Consider the following 17505-nt stretch of genomic DNA (forward strand, 5'->3'; position numbering starts at 1 on the left):
CCCACGCAGAGCGTTGGAACGATCATCAGGTGCTCACTTGCGCTGTAGCAACCCCGGCAACTGCGCCACCAGCTTCTGGTTGTTCAATGGCGCACGAATAAACCCACGCTGAGTACCATCCGGGCCGATCAGTGCCAGGTTACCGCTGTGGTCGACGGTGTAGTTCGGCTTGCTGGTATCCGCCGGAATGAAGGGAATGCTCACCGCATTCGAAACCTTCTGTACATCCTCCACATTCGCGCCAGTCAGGCCTTGGAACTGTGGGTCGAAGTAACCCAGGTACTGCTTGAGCTGCGCCGGGGTATCGCGGTTCGGATCGACGCTCACCAGGATCACCTGCAACTTATCCACAGCCTCTTTGGGCAGTTCGCTCTTGATCTGGCGAAGCTGGGCGAGGGTGGTCGGGCAGATATCCGGGCAGAAGGTGTAACCGAAAAACAGCAGGCTCCACTTGCCCTTCAACTCATTGACCACCACCGGCTGACCTTCCTGGTCAGTCATGGTCACCGCTGGCAACTGGCGGCTTTGCGGCAGCAGAATGATGCCGGCGTCGATCAGCGCAGTGGGGTCGCCCTGGCCTTTGCCCGAGAGCACTTTGTTGACGGTCAGGCCCATGATCAACGCCACCAGGGCCACGAGGATGAAGACGGTTTTTTGAGTTCGAGTCATAGGTTCAACAATAAGTAGTGGTCTACGAGCAGGGCGATAAACAGCAGCAGCAAGTACCAGATAGAGTACTTGAACGTGTTGATCGCCGCGTGCGGCTGGCTGCCACGGTACAACACCCAGGCCCATTGCAGAAAGCGCGCCCCCAATACCAGCGCAAAGCCCAAGTAGAGCAGCCCGCTCATGTGGATAACGTAGGGCATCAGGCTCACCGCCAGCAGGGCGAAGGTGTACAGCAGGATATGCACCTTGGTGTAGTGCTCGCCATGGGTGACCGGCAGCATCGGGATGTCGGCCTTGGCGTATTCCTCTTTGCGGTGAATAGCCAGGGCCCAGAAGTGTGGCGGAGTCCAGGCGAAGATGATCAGCACCAGCAGCAAGGGTTCGGCACTCACATGCCCAGTGACAGCCACCCAACCCAGCAGCGGCGGCGCCGCACCGGCCAGACCGCCGATGACAATATTCTGCGGCGTCGCTCGCTTGAGAAAGCCGGTGTAGATCACCGCATAACCCAGCAGCGAAGCCAAGGTCAGCCAGGCCGCCAGCGGGTTGGTGAACACCAGCAGCAGGGCCAATCCTGCAATAGCCAGGAACAACGCAAACGCTAACGCAGCCATCGGCGAGACACGCCCCTCAGCCATCGGCCGCTTGTGAGTGCGCGCCATCACGGCATCAATCCGTCGATCCACTACATGATTGACCGCCGCCGCGCCGCCGGCACACAGGGCAATGCCGAGGTTGCCGAACACCAGCACTGTCCAGGGCACACCGGCGCGGGTGGCAAGGAACATGCCCACCAGCGAAGTGATCAGCATCAGCACCACCACTTTGGGCTTGGTCAGCTCCAAATAGTCACGCCAGATCGCCCGGTCGCGACGTGCGCCGATCACGGCCGCCATGGCAGTTCTCCTTTAAGGGTGATCAGGCCTGACACCTGTTTGCGCGGGATAAAACGCCAGCCGAACAGGCGCGGGTGACGCACCCGAACCAGGCTGGTGCGCGCGTGATAATTGACCAGCACCAGCGTCATCAACAACGTTGCCCCGCCAGCGTTGTGCGCGACCGCCACCGGCAGCGGCAGGCCGAACGCCACATTGCTCACCCCCAGGCAGATCTGCGCGGCCAGGGCGATCAACAACAAGCCGGCCAGGCGCGTCATCCCCACTGCCCGCAGTTGCCAGGCCAAACCGAGCAGCACCAGCGTGACCAGCACGGCGCCGATGCGATGCGTCAGGTGGATGGCGGTGCGCGCTTCGCTGTCGAGCTGGCCCCCCAGGTAATTGGGGCCGATGTGCTGGGTCAGGTGAAAACCATTGGCGAAGTCCGCTGCTGGCCACCATTGGCCATGGCAGGTGGGCAAATCGACACAGGCCACCGCCGCGTAGTTGGAACTGACCCAGCCGCCCAGGGCGATCTGCCCGATCACCAGCACCAGCCCCGCCGTCGCCCAATATTGCAGGCGCTTGGGCACGACCAGCGCCGGTAGTACGCCGGACAGCCGCAGGCTCAGCAGAAACAGCAGGCTCAAGGTCGCAAAGCCGCCCAACAGGTGCCCTGTGACCACTTGCGGCCAGAGCTTCAAGGTCACGGTCCACATGCCAAACGCCGCTTGGGCGAACACCACCGCCAGCAGGAACAGCGGCAGCTTCACCGGCTGGCCCGGATCGCGTCGATGACGCCACGAACGCGCCGCCAGCAGCGCGATCAACAGGCCCAGGCTGCCCGCGAAGTAGCGATGGGTCATCTCGGCCCAACCTTTGTCGGCCTCCACTGGCGTGCCGGGAAAGTGCAACTCGGCATGGGCCAGTTGGGCTTCGCTTTGCGGCACGCTGATAAAGCCATAGCAGCCGGGCCAGTCCGGGCAGCCGAGACCGGCGTGAGTCAGGCGGGTATAGGCGCCGAGCAGCACGACAAACAACACCAGAAGCGTGGCAAACAGCGCGAGGCGAAATCCAGGCTTGGCCATGAGGGTGCCCTTATCCGATGTTCGACAGTTTCAGCAGCAAGCGCAGATCGTTGAGCAAGTCCTTGCCCTTGACCTTGGCGTCGTAGCGCAGCACCAGATTGCCGTGGGGGTCGACGATCCACAATTGCGCATCGCCAGGCGCGGCAGCGTTCCTGGTAAAGGTCGACACATCCAGCGGGTAGCGCTGCAGTTGTGGATATTCGGCTTTGAGCTTGGCCTCGTATTCGCTGCTCAGCGGTTGCGCGCCGGCCAGGGCATGGCTGGCACGGGATGCATCACGGCCAAGGCTGATCTGCAGCTGGCGCGCCAGGTAGACCAGTTGCTGGCAATTGGCAGCACAGGCGGTGGGGGCGGTGACCAGCAGTTGCCAGCGCTGTTCATCGGCCTGCACGCCGATGTCGGCGCGGGTCTGGCCGTTGCCAATCAGTTCGCCGTGATAGCTGCGGCTGTCCGGCACCCAGAACTGCAATTTGTACATGAAGGTGGCCAGCACCATCGGGCCGATCACCATCATCAGGATCAAAATCAGCTGCCAGCGCCCCTTGCGCCGATCAGGCGTGTCAGACGTGCTGGGTGGATTCATGACCGCTCCCATGGGGCTTCTCCTTTTTGTTATGCCATCCGAGGTAGAGGTAAAGCGCCAGCAACGCCATGGCCATGGCGAACCATTGCACAGCGTAGGCCAGGTGTTTTTCCGGGCCCATGGCGACCACAGGCCAGCTGGTTTCGTAGGTACCGGGGCCCGCTTCGGCACGCAGCTCATAGGCAAAGCCACTGCGCCCCAGTTCGCCCCACAGGGCGGCAGGGTGCAGCGCGGTCAACAGGCGCGGCCATTGCGTGCTGGCCGGGTCGGCATGCAGTTGGAAGGTCTCGCCGGGGGCGACGTACACCCAGGCGTCGAGGTTCAGCGTCTGTTCAGGGGTTGTAAAGGCGGGCGCGATACGCCGGTCCGGCCAGGGCAGCCAGCCGCGATTGAGCAACAGCCACAGGCCGCTGGCCTGGTCATGAAAGGGTTGCAGCAACTCGACACCGGCCTTGCCGTCACGCATGCGGTTATCCAGCAATACGCTGTGTGCACCATCCAGTTGCCCGCGAAGGTGAACGCGACGGAAGGCTGGATCAGCCATGTCATTGAGCTGAGCACTGCTGACCGGCTCGGCGGCGCGGCGCTCGGCATAACGGTCTACCAACAGTTGCTTTTCGTGCCCGCGGGACAATTGCCAAAACCCCAGGCCCACCATCAACGGCAGCAACACCAGTACCACCAGCGTCGGCGCGATGCCCGGGCGAAAGCGTTGCATGGCACTGGCTATACTCGATCTCATCGCCCCTCCCCAATTAGCCCGGAGCCAGACCATGCTCAAAGCCGCCATTGCCCTGATGCTGATCGCGACCGTCGTGAGCCTGTTCAGTGGCTTGTTCTTCCTGGTCAAGGACGAGGGCAACTCCAACCGCCTCGTCACTGCCTTGACCGTGCGTGTCACCCTGGCCGTGATCACCGTGGGCTTGATCGCCTGGGGCTTTTTCAGCGGCCAATTGGTCTCTCATGCGCCGTGGTAAGCGGCGTCACAGCACATAGACAAAGAAAAACAGCCCGATCCACACCACGTCCACAAAGTGCCAATACCAACTGGCCGCCTCGAAACCGAACTGGTGCTCGGCATTGAAATGCCCGCGCAGGATGCGCATCAGCATCACAAACAGAATGATGGTGCCGATGGTCACGTGGGCGCCGTGAAAGCCCGTGAGCATGAAGAACGTCGCGCCGTACACCCCCGAACCCAAGGTAAGGCCCAACTCTTTGTAGGCGTGGATGTATTCCTCGGCCTGGAACCCGAGAAAGGCCAAGCCCAGCAGCACGGTGATCGCCAGCCAGAGTTTCAGCGCACCACGATGGCCTTTGCGCAGGGCATGGTGGGCAATGGTGATGGTCACGCTGGAACTCACCAGCAGGATGGTGTTCACCAATGGCAGGCCCCAGGGGCTGATGGTGCCTTTGGGCGCAGGGTAGAGCTTAGGGTCGGGGTTGTTCAGCAGGGGCCAGGCAAACTCAAAGTTCGGCCACAGCATGTGCGCAATGCCCTTGGGCCCCTCGCCCGCCAACCAAGGCCCAGCCCAGACGCGCACGTAGAACAGCGCACCAAAAAAGGCAATGAAGAACATCACCTCCGAAAAGATGAACCAGGTCATGCCCCAGCGGAACGAGCGGTCCATCTGCGCGCTGTACAGCCCGGCGCGACTTTCCTTGATCACCGCGCCAAACCAGCCAAACAGCATATAGGCCAGCAACAAACCGCCGACGAAAAAGATCCACGGCCCGTGGGATTCGGGCCGCGCGGCCTTCAAGTCGTTGAACCACACGGCCAGGCCATACACGGTGACCAGCAGGCCAATCGTGGCAATTATTGGCCATTTGCTTTGCGCTGGTACGTAGTACGTATCATGAGTCGACATGTATTCGCTCTCCTGATTGAGGGGGCAAACAGTAGCTAGCCCCCGGTCCTGACGGCCACGGGCGGCTGGCGCGCAGTGATATCGAACAGCGTGTACGCCAGGGTCAAATGCTTCACATCCTTGGGCATCGCGCGGTCGACGATGAAACGTACGGGCATCTCAATGCGCTCACCGGGCTGCAACACTTGCTGGGTGAAGCAGAAGCATTCGGTCTTGTGGAAGTACATCGCCGCTTCGGCCGGGGAAATGCTGGGTATCGCCTGGGCTGTCATCGGCTTATCGGTGGGGTTGTAGGCCACGAACAGCATCTCGTTGACTGCACCGGGGTTGACCACAATCTCATCGGCCTTGGAGTGGAATTCCCAGACCATGTCGATGGCGTTGGTGGACAGAAACTGCACCCGCACCTGGCGCGAGGGGTCAACCATTTGCTCACCCTCGTACTGCCCGGCGGTCTTGCCGTTGATGCCGAACGCCTTGCACATCACGTCGTAGATCGGCACCAGGGCGAAGCCAAAGGCGAACATCGCCAGCACCAGGATCAGCAGCCGGGTGACCAGGCGCTTGAGCGGGACGGAGTCAGCCATGGCGCCCACCTGGCTTTGGACTTTCTGTGGGAGCTGGCTTGCCTGCGATGAAGGCCTGAGGGCTGGTAGTTCAGCGCCTGACCTACCGCCATCGCGGGCAAGCCCGCTCCCACAGGGGGAGTATAGGGAGGGCTTCATTTGACCTCCGGCGGCGTCGTGAAGGTGTGATACGGCGCGGGTGAGGGCACGCTCCATTCCAGGCCCTCGGCGCCATCCCACGGCTTGGCCGGCGCAGGCGGGCCGCCACGGATGCACTTGATGACAATGAACAGGAAGAAGATCTGCGTGGCGCCAAACATGAAGGCACCAATGGACGAGACCATATTGAAGTCAGCGAACTGCAGGTTGTAGTCCGGCACTCGGCGCGGCATACCGGCCAGCCCCACAAAGTGCATGGGGAAGAACGCCATGTTCATGCCCACGAAAGACAACCAGAAGTGCAGCTTGCCCAAGGTTTCGTCGTACATATGGCCGGTCCATTTCGGCAGCCAGTAGTAGGCAGAAGCGAAGATCCCGAAGATCGCGCCGGGCACCAGTACGTAATGGAAATGCGCCACCACAAAGTAGGTGTCGTGGTACTGGAAGTCCGCCGGGGCAATCGCCAGCATCAGCCCGGAGAAGCCGCCGATGGTGAACAGGATCACAAAGGCCACCGCAAACAACATCGGCGTCTCGAACGTCAGTGAGCCTTGCCACATGGTGCTGACCCAGTTGAACACCTTCACGCCCGTGGGCACGGCAATCAGCAGGGTGGCGTACATGAAGAACAGCTCACCCACCAGCGGAATGCCCACCACGAACATGTGGTGCGCCCACACGATGAACGACAGGAACGCGATGCTCGCGGTGGCGTAGACCATCGAGGTGTAACCGAACAGCGGCTTGCGCGAGAAGGTCGGGATGATCGAGCTCACCGCGCCAAAGGCCGGCAGGATCATGATGTACACCTCGGGATGCCCGAAGAACCAGAACACGTGCTGGAACAGCACCGGATCACCACCACCGGCCGCACTGAAGAAGCTGGTGCCAAAGTGAATGTCCATCAGCATCATGGTCACGCAGCCCGCCAGTACTGGCATCACCGCGATCAGCAGGAATGCGGTGATCAGCCAGGTCCACACGAACAGCGGCATTTTCATCAGGGTCATGCCCGGCGCACGCAGGTTGAGGATGGTGGCGACCACGTTGATCGCGCCCATGATCGAACTGATGCCCATCAGGTGGATGGCAAAGATAAAGAACGTCACGCTTTCCGGCGCATAGGTGGTGGAGAGCGGGGCGTAGAAGGTCCAGCCGAAATTCGGCCCGCCGCCGGGCGTGAACAAGGTGGACACCAGCAACAGGAACGCCGCCGGCAACAGCCAGAAGCTGAAATTGTTCATGCGCGGCAGGGCCATGTCCGGCGCGCCGATCATCAACGGGATCATCCAATTGGCCAGGCCGACAAACGCCGGCATCACCGCGCCGAACACCATGATCAACCCGTGCATGGTGGTCATCTGGTTGAAGAACGCCGGCTGCACGATCTGAAGGCCCGGCTGGAACAACTCGGCGCGGATCACCATGGCGAACGAGCCGCCGAGCAGGAACATGGTGAAGGCGAACCACAGGTACATGGTGCCGATGTCTTTGTGGTTGGTGGTCAGCACCCAGCGCATCAAGCCTTTGGCGGGGCCGTGGGCGTGGTCGGCATGACCGTGGTCGATCACAGTGCTCATGGCCGTTCTCCTGCAAGCGAGTGAGCGGGACGATTCAGGGCATTGGCAATGAAAGTCGTCATTTGCTTTGGGCCTGTTTCAGAGCCAGCACGTCTTTGGGCGTGACCATGTCGCCTTTGTTATTGCCCCAGGCGTTACGCTCATAGGTCACCACAGCGGCGATATCCACTTCAGAGAGCTGCTTGCCGAAGGCTGCCATCGCGGTGCCGGGCTTGCCGTGATACACGATGCTCAGATGGTCTTTGGCCGGCCCGGTGGCGATTTTCGAGCCCTTGAGCGCTGGGAACATCGGTGGCAAGCCTTGGCCCTCGGCCTGGTGACAGGCCACGCAAGTGGTGTGATAGACCTTGTCGCCACGTGCCACCAGTTCGTCCAGTGTCCATTCTTTGGAGGTCAACTCCTTGAGCTTGGCGGCCTCCTCCTTGCGCTCCCCCAGCCAGGTGTCGTAGTCGGCCTTGGACTTGACCTCCACCACGATGGGCATGAAGCCATGGTCCTTGCCACACAGTTCGGCGCACTGGCCACGGTAGATGCCGGGCTTCTCGACGCGGGTCCAGGCCTCGTTGACGAAGCCAGGGATAGCATCGCGCTTGACCGCAAAGGCCGGCACCCACCAGGAGTGGATCACATCGGCAGCGGTCACCAGAAAGCGCACCTTGGCGCCCACCGGCAATACCAGCGGCTGGTCGACTTCCAACAGGTAGTGCTCACCCTTGGTGGCCTGGTTATGGATCTGCTCGGCGGGGGTGGCCAGGTTGCTGAAGAACTCCACATCCTGACCCAGGTATTTGTAGTGCCACTTCCACTGATAGCCGGTGACCTGGATATCGATATCCGACTCACTGCTGTCGTAGATGTTGATCAGGGTCTTGGTGGCCGGAATAGCCATGGCCACCAGGATCAGCAAGGGCACCACGGTCCAGAGGATTTCCACGGTGGTGCTTTCGTGAAACTTGGCCGCTACCTGGCCCGTGGACCGACGGTGCAGGATCATCGACCAGAACATCGCGCCAAACACGACGATGCCGATCACCACACAGATCCAGAAAATGGTCATGTGCAGGTCAAACACAGCGTGGCTGACTTCAGTAGCCCCTGGCGCCATATTCGTAGTCCAGGCGGCGTGCGCCTGGCCGAATACCGACCACAACAGGAGGCCCATCCAAACGTGTGGATGTCGCGTCATTGCGGGTTCCCCTTTATGTTTCTTGTTATCCCGCCGGTTTGCACCTGCGGCGAAGGGAGCGGCTTCCATACTGCTTACAACCGCCAAGCCTTGCCTGCGTCATGCAGTTGGGCGTCATCAGCTAATTGCGTACAAAATCGAGTATAGACAGCCGTAGCAACCCCGCAATGTGTGGGGGCAAATGAATAGAAACAGACAGACGGAGCCCGTAAAATAGGCAGCGGAATCGTTTATCCGACGAACGATGGCATTTCGATATAACCCCTGCCTATAACCATGAAATAATTATGACAAATGCGTCTTAGGCGCTCGTATAAACGAACTACCTTATCTTCTCCCTTTTCCTACGCCTGCTTCACTGGAGCCCTCATGAACACCGCCGCATTGCGCGAGCAGATTTCCCGTGCCCATCAACACGAAGCCAGCACCGGCCAGCTCGTCAGCCAGCTGAAAAAACAAGTGCCGCACCTGCATTCGTCCATCGCCCTGGCTGACGGTGATCGCAACATGGTCATGACCCGTTTTGTGACCGCTTACATCGACCTGGTTCCTGATTTGCTCGACGCCGCCAATGACGTGGCCCGTGAGGCCGGGATTGAAAGCCAGATCAAACCGGTACTGAAAATCGCTGAACATTTCTTCCTGCAGCCGCCAGCGATTCTGGCCGGCCACGACGGCCTTGATGGCCTGCTGGATGAGGCCTACCTGGCGCATCGCCTGGTCGAAGAAGTAAACGATCTGTATATCAAGCATTTTGGCCAGCCGTTGATTCCAGCGGATACCACCGTGGCCAACGTGATCGCCCATCAACTGATCGGTGAAGACTTCGCCAATCAATTGGATGAAGCCGTGCACCTGGCGGTGGATGAGATGCTTAACGAGGAAAGCTTTGCGCTGGAGTCGGTCGAGGCCTATCGCGAACAGCTCAAGAGCCCGCAGACCGAAGCGTCCTGGAAGCGCTGGCCATGCCTGTCGCGCCAGCTTGGGGTTGAGCTGTCGCTGGATCAGCCTGCGTAGACTTCAGATCCGATAGGGATCCAATGTGGGAGCCGGGCAAGCCCGGCTCCCACAGTTTTTTGAGCGGTCAGGCAGGCGCTGAGCCGATCCCCACCGTTGTCCGCACCCGACCTTCCAGCCGACGCTTCAACCCACGCGCCTCGATCACCAACGTCGAGCCCTTGGCCGCGTTGGCCCGGCCCCATTCTTCTAGCAACTCCAGGCAAGAGTGGTCGATGTAACTCAAGTTGCTCAACGGCACATGCAGGGTGGTCCCCGCAGGCACCGCCGACAACACCTGAGTCAACGCCGGCACCTTCAGAAAGGTCGCCGCCCCCGTCAAACGCAGCTCCATCTCACCTTCCTGGGGCAGGTCGATCAGGCTGACTTTCAGGCGCGAGGCCTTGAAGGCCAACTTGAGCAATGTGAGCCCGAAACCCACCAGCACGCCGGTCAGCAAATCGGTAAAGATGATTGCCAGGGCGGTGGCCGCATAGGTGAACATCGGCATCCGCCCATAGCGCCCCAGCGCCTTGAACGCCTTGACGTCTACCAGCTTGATCCCGGTGTATACCAGCACACCCGCCAGGCTCGCGACCGGAATGCTCTGCAGCACGCTCGACAGCAAAAGCACGAAACCCAGCAACCACAGGCCATGGAACATCGCCGACAGACGCGTGGTAGCACCAGCCTGGACGTTAGCCGAGCTGCGTACGATCACGCCGGTCATTGGCAATGCACCCACCAGGCCGCAGAGCATGTTGCCCACGCCTTGGGCCGACAATTCCTTGTCGAAATCGGAACGTTGACCACTGTGCATACGGTCCACCGCTGCGGCAGACAGCAGGGTTTCGGCACTGGCAATAAACGCCACGGCGAATGCCGCGATCAAAAGCTGTGGATCTGCCAGGTTCAGCAGGTCGCTGGGGCGCAGCCAGTCGATAGCGTCCGCCAGGTTTTCCGGGACTTCCACGCGCTTGACCTGCAACGCCAGCACCAGGCTGGCGACGGTCGCCAGGCCCACGCCAAGCAACGCGCCAGGCACAAACCGCAGTTGTTGCGGGCGGAATTTGTCCCACAGGTACATCACCAACATCGTCGACAGGCCGAGTACGCCAGCCTGCCAGCCGAGACCGCCGCCGAAGGTAGGAATCGCTTCAGCCAGCGCTGCCGGGAAGCCAGCCAGGTTATCCAGCCCTGACGGCTTGGGCGCGCCGTCGAGCATCACATGGATCTGCGACAGCACGATCAACACGCCAATGCCGGCCAACATGCCGTAGACCACCGCCGGCGCGGTAACGCGAAACCAGCAGCCCAGGCGCAAACGCCCGGCCACCAATTGCAGGAAGCCGGCCAGCAACAGGATCGGCCCCAGCATCAGCATGCCGTGCTGGCGCACCAGTTCGAACACCAGTACCGCCAGACCCGCCGCCGGGCCGCTGACTTGCAGCGGCGAGCCGGCCAACCAGCCCACCACCAAGCCGCCGATGATGCCAGTGATCAGGCCTTTGGCCGGCGGCATGCCGGACGCAATCGCGATGCCCATGCACAGTGGCAAGGCGACCAGAAAAACAACCACCGAGGCGAGCAGCTCCCGTGGCAATACAGCTTTCAATTGAGCAGCACGCATGATGACTCTCCCGAGGCATTCGCCGGGCGCGGTAAAGCCTGGCTGCATCCATGGCAGCCACCGCATTACCCGGCAGGGAAGTGTTTTAGAAGCGCGCTTTAGGCGTCGCTGAAGGGATCGGCTCGGTGCCGTTCAGCGGTCGGAACGCCGCTTTGTCCGCATCGTAGGCCCGGATTTCGCTGGTCTCGATGTTGTAGATCCAACCATGGATAAACAAATGACCATTGGCCATGCGCGAAGCCACGGAAGGGTGGGTGCGCAAATGTTGCAGTTGGGCGATGACGTTTTCTTCGGTCAGCACCGCCATGCTCTCGCCTTCGTTGGCGCAGTCGCAGTTGTCATGGACCATTGTCTTGGCGACCTCGGCGTGACGCAACCAGGCCTTGACCGTTGGCATCTTCTCCAGGCTGTCGGGGTTGAGCACCGCACGCATGGCGCCGCAGTCCGAATGCCCGCACACGATGATGTGCTGTACGCCAAGGGCGAGCACCGCGTACTCGATAGCGGTGGAAACACCACCGTTCATCTGGCCGTAAGGCGGCACCACGTTACCGACGTTACGGGTCACGAACAGGTCGCCTGGGGAGCTTTGGGTAATCAGCTCGGGCACGATGCGCGAGTCGGCGCAGGTGATGAACATCGCCCGTGGGCTCTGGGCGGTGGCGAGTTTCTTGAAGAGTTCTTCCTGCTGGGGGAAGACGTCGTGATGGAAATGCAAAAAGCCGTCAACGATATGCTGCAGCGCTGCATCGGCGGATTCCGCCACCTGAGGGGCTGAAGCCGACGCAGCCAACGGCTGTTTATCCTTGTCACTCATGATTCATCCTCTTGATCAATGCAGGGGAGGGTTCAGGTCAGTTCGACGCCATGGCGGTGAAATAGTTGTAAAACAAGCACCGGCCAGGCCGCCGACTCATCAGTCACTCGCTGAACAAGGTAACCGTCGAAACTTAACTCAAACTGAATGAACCGCTCTAGAACGCGGGTTTCAGTGATATCAAAACGCGACTATTCCTACAGCAAAGGTGCGTGTCTCTCCATCAGTCTACAACAAAGCCATCTGCCTGCCCGGTGGGCAAAACACCGTGCAATCGAGGTTGAACCCTTCCCGCCGATTCAGCCCCAGGCGCTTGATTGCCTTGCTGAAACGCTGCGCCAGCAAATCGGCAAACGGCCCCTCACCACGCATGCGCACGCCAAACCGGCTGTCATACACCTCACCCCCGCGCACCTGGCGCACCAGGCTCATCACATGGGCCGCACGCTGGGGGTAATGGGCCGCCAACCACTCCTCGAATAACGGCGCCACCTCCAACGGCAGGCGCAGCATCATATACGCCGCGCTTTGTGCGCCGGCCGCGTGAGCTTCGGTAAGCAGGCTCTCCAGCTCGCTGTCGTTGATCATCGGGATCATTGGCGAGCACAGCACGCCCACCGGGATACCCGCGTCGCGCATTACCCGAATCGCCCGCAGCCGTGCCTTGGGCGCTGCGGTGCGCGGTTCCAGGATGCGCTTGAGCTCATCGTCCAGGCTGGTGAGGCTGATCATCACCGCCACCAGGCGCTGGCGGGCCAACTCGGTCAGCAGGTCGAGGTCGCGCAGGATCAGCGAGCCCTTGGTGATGATCGTCACTGGGTGGCGGTAGCGCAGCAGGACTTGAAGGGTTTGCCGGGTGATCCGGTATTCGCGCTCGATTGGCTGGTACGGATCGGTATTGGAGCCCAGGTTGATCGGCGCACACACGTAGCCCGGCTTCGACAACTGCTGTTCCAGCACATCGGCCGCGTTGCTCTTGGCAATCAATCTGGTTTCAAAGTCCAGCCCGGGCGACATGTCCCAATAGGCGTGGCTTGGCCGTGCATAGCAGTAGATGCAACCATGTTCACAACCGCGATACGGATTGATGGACCGATCAAACGGCAAGTCCGGGGAGGTGTTGCGGGTGATGATGGTCTTGGCCGTTTCGATACGCACTTCGGTGCCTTGGGTCGGCGGCACTTCCTGGTACCAACCGTCGTCCTCGGCCACGCTGACGGTGGGTGCAAAGCGATTGTGCAGGTTAGTGGCCGTACCCCGGCCACGGGGCGGCAGCGCAGTAGACATGAAAACGCCTCGATACTGTTTTTATATACAGTATCGAGGCGCGAAGCTTCTGACCAGTGCCGTTGGGCGGCCAGCGAACTTATCAGTGCTTTTGCGTCACCTGCCCCAGGTCATCGCCCGAGGTGGTGTGCAGATCGTTTTTGCGCAGATCCGCCACATCGCTCGCCTTGACCGGTGCGCCCTGGTTGCCCCAACTGCCACGGATAAAACTGACCACATCCGCCACTTCCTGGTCCGACAGACGCCAGGCAAACGCCGGCATGGTGAAGGTTGACGGCGCCGCATGGGTGGCCGGCAAGGTGCCGCCGTTCAACACAATGTTGATCAACGACGTGGCATCTGCCGTCTGCAACACCGGGTTGCCCGCCAGCGCCGGGAATACCCGCGTATAGCCATGGCCGTCGGTACGGTGGCAGGCCGCGCAGTTGTCGATATACACCGACGCACCCGGCTTGCTGTCGTCCCCCTTCCACAACGCTTGCGCTACCTGCTTGTCGTACTGGTGCGGCTGATCCTTGGGATCGACCGCCGGCAGGCTCTTGAGGTAACGGGCGATGGCGGTCAGGTCATCTTCCGACATGTACTGCATGCTGTGCACGACCACATCACTCATGCCACCGAATACCGCGCTGCGGTCGCTGCGACCGGTCTTGAGGAACTGCACCAACTGCTCCTCGCTCCAGCTGCCGAGACCGTCCTTGTGGTCGCCGCGCAGGCTTTTGGCAATCCAGCCTTCCAACGGCGCACTGCCAGACAGGAAGGCGCTGCCGTCCGTGGCACTCAGGGCTTTTTCCTGCATGGTCAGGGCACGCGGCGTATGGCAGGCGCCGCAATGTCCGAGACCTTCCACCAGGTAGGCACCGCGATCGATCACCGGGTCGGCAGCGGCTTGCGGCTGATGCGCCTCGACTGCCGGGGCAAACATCCAGCGCCAGGCCGCCAACGGCCAACGCATGCTCAGGGGCCAGGGAATATCGCTGTCCTTGTTTTCCTGGGCGACCGGTTCGACCCCCTTCATGAAGTACGCATACAACGCTTGCATATCGCTGTCGCTGACGCGCGCGTAAGACGGGTAGGGCATCGCCGGGTAAAGCGTACTACCGTTCTTGGCGACGCCATGGCGCACGGCCTTGTCGAAATCCTCGAAGCTGTAGTCGCCCAGGCCGGTCTTGTCCGGGGTGATGTTGGTGGAATAGATCACGCCAATCGGTGTTTCCATCGGCAGGCCGCCAGCGAAGGGCTTGCCACCCTTGGCGGTATGGCAGGCAACACAGTCGCCGGCCCGCGCCAGGTATTCACCCTGTTTGATCAGATCGGTTTCGGCAGCGCTGATCGAGCAGCTGCTGAACAGCGCCAGGGAGGCAATAACGAATGCTTTCATGGTCATCGCTCCTTATGCCTGAACCAGTGGGCCGGGGTTTTTGAGGTACTGCTCGCGAATCGCGCGAGCCGACCAATAGGTCAACGCTGCCACCAGGCCGGTAGGGTTGTAGCCCAAGCCTTGTGGGAAAGCGGAGGCACCAGGGACGAAGACGTTGTGCACATCCCAGCTCTGCAAGTAGCGGTTCAACGCACTGGTTTTCGGGTCGGTACCCATGATCGCGCCACCGTTGAGGTGGGTGGTCTGGTAGGAGGCGGTATTGAAATGCTCACCGACCTTTTTACCCAGCACGGCGATGGCCTTGGGGTTCATGGCCTGGGCCACTTTGCCCATTTTTTCCATCATGAAGCGGTTCATCTTGATGTCGTTTTCTTGCCAGTCGAAGGTCATGCGCAGCAGCGGCAGGCCGTAGGCATCGCGGTAAACCGGGTCCAGATCCAGGTAGTTGCTGCGGTAGGACTGATGGGCACCGTGAGAATCCATTGAGACTTGATGGGTGTAGTAATCGGCGGTGGCGCGCTTCCAGGCACTGCCCCACGCCGGGGTGCCCGGCGGGTTGGACGTACCGGCAATCGGCCGGCTGCCCGCCTGGTTGACCCACATCGGCGACCCCCCCACAAAGCCATGGGGGCCATGGTCAAAGTTGTCGGCGTTGAAGTCGTCGATGGCCACGCCATTGCCGCCCGCGCCGATAAAGTTGTTGGTGTGGGTGTCCTTGTCGAAGAACGCCTTGATGGTGCCCATGTTCTGGTAGGCGAAGTTGCGGCCTACCACACCCTCGTTGGTAATCGGGTCGTAGGGCTTGCCGATGCCCGACAGCAGCATCAGGCGCACGTTATGGAACTGGAATGCGCCAAGAATCACCAGGTCGGCCGGTTGTTCACATTCGCGGCCCTGGGCGTCGATGTAGGTCACGCCGGTGGCTTTCTTCTTGGTGCTGTCGAGGTTGACCTTGAGCACGTGGGAATTGGGCCGCAGCTCGAAGTTGGGCACCTGGCGCAAGGCCGGCAGGATGTTCACGTTCGGCGAGGCTTTGGAATACATGTAGCACACGTAGCCACTGCAAAAACCGCAGAAGTTGCACGGGCCCATCTGCGCACCGTAGGGGTTGGTGTACGGCCCCGACGTGTTGGCCGAAGGCAGGTTGTAAGGTTTGTAACCTACGTCGGTCGCCGCTTTCTGAAACAGCTGGGCGGAGACGGTATTTTTCTGCGCCGCAAGCGGGAACGGGTTGGAGCGATCCGGCGCGTAGGGGTTGCCGCCACGGCCTTCGCCGACCAGTTGGCCCTTGACCGTCCAGGCTTGCCCGGAGGTGCCAAAGACTTTTTCCGCATAATCGAAAAACGGCTCCAGCTCTTCATAGCTGACGCCGAAGTCCTGGATGGTCATGTCCTTGGGAATGAAGTTCTTCCCGTAGCGCTCTTCGTAATGGCTGCGCATGCGCAGCTCAATCGGGTCGACGCGAAAATGCACGCCCGACCAGTGCAGCCCCGCACCACCAACACCGTTACCCGGCAGGAATGCGCCCAACTGGCGATTGGGCAGGGCAACGTCATTCACGCTGTGGCGAATGGTCACCGTTTCTTTGGAGATGTCCTGGAACAGCTTCTTACGCACGCTGTAGGTCAGTTCGTCGATGACCTGGGGATAGTTGCCGTCTGGGTAAGTGTCCTGCATCGGGCCGCGCTCCAGCGCTACCACGTTGAGGCCCGCTTCCGTCAGCTCCTTGGCCATGATCGCGCCCGTCCAGCCGAAGCCCACAATCACTGCATCCACTTTCTTCATGATGGTCGCCACGTTTATGCCCTCTCACCGCGAATGGAAACAGCCGGGAAGGGGTATTGCTCGTTGCGTTCCACCCAATCCATGAAGTCGGCGCGGGCGCCGGGGAAGCCGATCATGGTCCAGCCGACCATGCCTTTATTACCGCCGTGGATAGGGTCGCAGAAGAAGCCTTCCTTGGTGTTTTGCAGCAAAAGGTTGAAGAACATCTTGGGCGGCACCGCGTCGAAATGCGCCGCCACTTCGCTGCCGCCAGCCTCCAGACGCCTGAGCATATCGTCTCGGGTAGCGCTGTCTTGCGCAGCAAAAGCTTTACCGTTGAACGCTTTCGACCAGGCATCCGTCGCAGCAATACCCAGGCGATAGATCTCCTTGGGCACCAATTTGCTCTGCCAGCCCATCTCCGGCGCCGCATCGGCATTGAACGGGCCTTGCATGAACCACAGAGCGCCACTGGCGTAAGGGGTGTTCATCTGGCGGTCGATGTATTCCGGCGCGCCAGCCTCCAAGGCACCGGGTCCCTGGGCGTCAGCGGGAATCAAGCGCTCGACGGCGGCGTTGATAAACGCCCATTCCTCGGCCGTGAAATAGCTCGGCTCATAGGCTTTATCGCTCGCCGCAGGTTTGGCCGGCTCGGCCTGGGCCGGTGCCGGAGTGGCCATCAACATCGAACCGCCAAGGCCAGTGCTGGCAACCGTGACCACCGGGATCAAGGTCAAGGATTTGCGTAAAAAGTCACGCCGGGGGTTGTCTTGATCTTGATCAGACATAGGTACACCTCATCATGTGGTCACGGGTTTATCCGCCGCTTCTGGGAGCAGCGTGAAGGCTTTGCGGCTAATTGGATCCACGCAGATACAGCACAATGGCAAACATTAGTTACAAATGATAGCAGGCTAAGAATTCAGAGGCGTCAATTCGGCGACAAAAACACCGGATCAGATAGCAAGTATCACGATTCTTTGACGCGAACCTCACGCCTTATTGACCCGCCGTGAGTGAGCCTGTGGCCCATCAACCACTTCCTCGCTCGGT

17 protein-coding genes are annotated in these 17505 nt (G+C 60.7%); 2 read left to right on the forward strand and 15 right to left on the reverse strand.

The window, feature by feature from the left end; genetic code table 11:
- Positions 1-33: 33 nt before the first annotated feature.
- The 5 genes from JMV15_RS22880 to JMV15_RS22900 are packed head-to-tail and all read right to left on the reverse strand — an operon-like array spanning position 34 to position 3957.
- A complete protein-coding gene (locus tag JMV15_RS22880) occupies positions 34-669 on the reverse strand; it encodes an SCO family protein (RefSeq protein WP_014716330.1) in 636 nt (211 codons plus the stop codon).
- Positions 666-1565 (reverse strand): heme o synthase, encoded by a 900-nt coding sequence (gene cyoE / locus JMV15_RS22885; RefSeq protein WP_038448365.1) that lies wholly within the window; start codon positions 1563-1565, stop codon positions 666-668. The genes JMV15_RS22880 and cyoE overlap by 4 nt, the downstream gene beginning before the upstream one ends.
- Positions 1553-2632: a COX15/CtaA family protein gene (locus JMV15_RS22890; RefSeq protein WP_201491927.1), complete on the reverse strand. Its 1080-nt coding sequence runs from the start codon at positions 2630-2632 to the stop codon at positions 1553-1555. Before JMV15_RS22890 ends, cyoE begins: the two co-directional genes overlap by 13 nt.
- A 10-nt stretch (positions 2633-2642) precedes the next feature.
- On the reverse strand, positions 2643-3227 hold the full coding sequence (locus JMV15_RS22895; protein WP_038448362.1) for a hypothetical protein: 585 nt from the start codon (positions 3225-3227) through the stop codon (positions 2643-2645).
- Positions 3193-3957, reverse strand: coding sequence for an SURF1 family protein (locus JMV15_RS22900; protein ID WP_014716326.1), 765 nt, complete (start codon positions 3955-3957; stop codon positions 3193-3195). Before JMV15_RS22900 ends, JMV15_RS22895 begins: the two co-directional genes overlap by 35 nt.
- Positions 3958-3988: 31 nt before the next feature.
- Here JMV15_RS22900 and JMV15_RS22905 point away from each other — a divergent pair, with 31 nt between their 5' ends.
- Complete coding sequence (locus JMV15_RS22905; protein ID WP_003187345.1) at positions 3989-4192, forward strand: twin transmembrane helix small protein; 204 nt, start codon at positions 3989-3991, stop codon at positions 4190-4192.
- A gap of 6 nt (positions 4193-4198) precedes the next feature.
- Here the strand turns inward: JMV15_RS22905 and JMV15_RS22910 are convergent, their stop codons facing one another.
- The 4 genes from JMV15_RS22910 to coxB all read right to left on the reverse strand — a co-directional run bounded on the left by JMV15_RS22910 (position 4199) and on the right by coxB (position 8577).
- A complete protein-coding gene (locus JMV15_RS22910) occupies positions 4199-5086 on the reverse strand; it encodes a cytochrome c oxidase subunit 3 (RefSeq protein ID WP_003187344.1) in 888 nt (295 codons plus the stop codon).
- A gap of 35 nt (positions 5087-5121) precedes the next feature.
- Positions 5122-5673, reverse strand: a complete 552-nt coding sequence (locus tag JMV15_RS22915) for a cytochrome c oxidase assembly protein (protein ID WP_003187340.1) — start codon at positions 5671-5673, stop codon at positions 5122-5124.
- A 134-nt stretch (positions 5674-5807) separates the two neighbouring features.
- The gene (ctaD, locus tag JMV15_RS22920) at positions 5808-7391 is read right to left on the reverse strand and encodes a cytochrome c oxidase subunit I (protein ID WP_003187339.1); all 1584 of its coding nucleotides are present in this window, start codon (positions 7389-7391) and stop codon (positions 5808-5810) included.
- 58 nt (positions 7392-7449) lie between these two features.
- The gene (gene coxB / locus JMV15_RS22925; protein WP_014716323.1) at positions 7450-8577 is read right to left on the reverse strand and encodes a cytochrome c oxidase subunit II; all 1128 of its coding nucleotides are present in this window, start codon (positions 8575-8577) and stop codon (positions 7450-7452) included.
- Between the two features lie 369 nt (positions 8578-8946).
- On the opposite strand from coxB, the gene JMV15_RS22930 reads away from it, so the two are divergent.
- Positions 8947-9594: a hypothetical protein gene (locus JMV15_RS22930; RefSeq protein WP_003187334.1), complete on the forward strand. Its 648-nt coding sequence runs from the start codon at positions 8947-8949 to the stop codon at positions 9592-9594.
- Between the two features lie 67 nt (positions 9595-9661).
- Here the strand turns inward: JMV15_RS22930 and JMV15_RS22935 are convergent, their stop codons facing one another.
- From JMV15_RS22935 to JMV15_RS22960, 6 genes are all read right to left on the reverse strand, one after another.
- Positions 9662-11203, reverse strand: coding sequence for a SulP family inorganic anion transporter (locus JMV15_RS22935; RefSeq protein ID WP_014716321.1), 1542 nt, complete (start codon positions 11201-11203; stop codon positions 9662-9664).
- A gap of 85 nt (positions 11204-11288) precedes the next feature.
- Positions 11289-12020: a carbonic anhydrase gene (locus tag JMV15_RS22940; RefSeq protein ID WP_003187331.1), complete on the reverse strand. Its 732-nt coding sequence runs from the start codon at positions 12018-12020 to the stop codon at positions 11289-11291.
- Positions 12021-12248: 228 nt separating this feature from the next.
- Positions 12249-13307, reverse strand: a complete 1059-nt coding sequence (locus tag JMV15_RS22945; protein WP_014716320.1) for a PA0069 family radical SAM protein — start codon at positions 13305-13307, stop codon at positions 12249-12251.
- A gap of 82 nt (positions 13308-13389) precedes the next feature.
- Entirely contained in the window at positions 13390-14688 is a 1299-nt protein-coding gene (locus JMV15_RS22950) for a cytochrome c (protein ID WP_014716319.1), read from the reverse strand.
- A 12-nt stretch (positions 14689-14700) separates the two neighbouring features.
- Positions 14701-16485, reverse strand: coding sequence for a GMC family oxidoreductase (locus tag JMV15_RS22955; RefSeq protein ID WP_014716318.1), 1785 nt, complete (start codon positions 16483-16485; stop codon positions 14701-14703).
- Between the two features lie 2 nt (positions 16486-16487).
- Entirely contained in the window at positions 16488-17240 is a 753-nt protein-coding gene (locus JMV15_RS22960; RefSeq protein ID WP_014716317.1) for a gluconate 2-dehydrogenase subunit 3 family protein, read from the reverse strand.
- Positions 17241-17505: the final 265 nt, after the last annotated feature.

Source organism: Pseudomonas paracarnis, assembly GCF_904063055.1.
In the GTDB taxonomy this organism is placed as follows: domain Bacteria; phylum Pseudomonadota; class Gammaproteobacteria; order Pseudomonadales; family Pseudomonadaceae; genus Aquipseudomonas; species Aquipseudomonas paracarnis.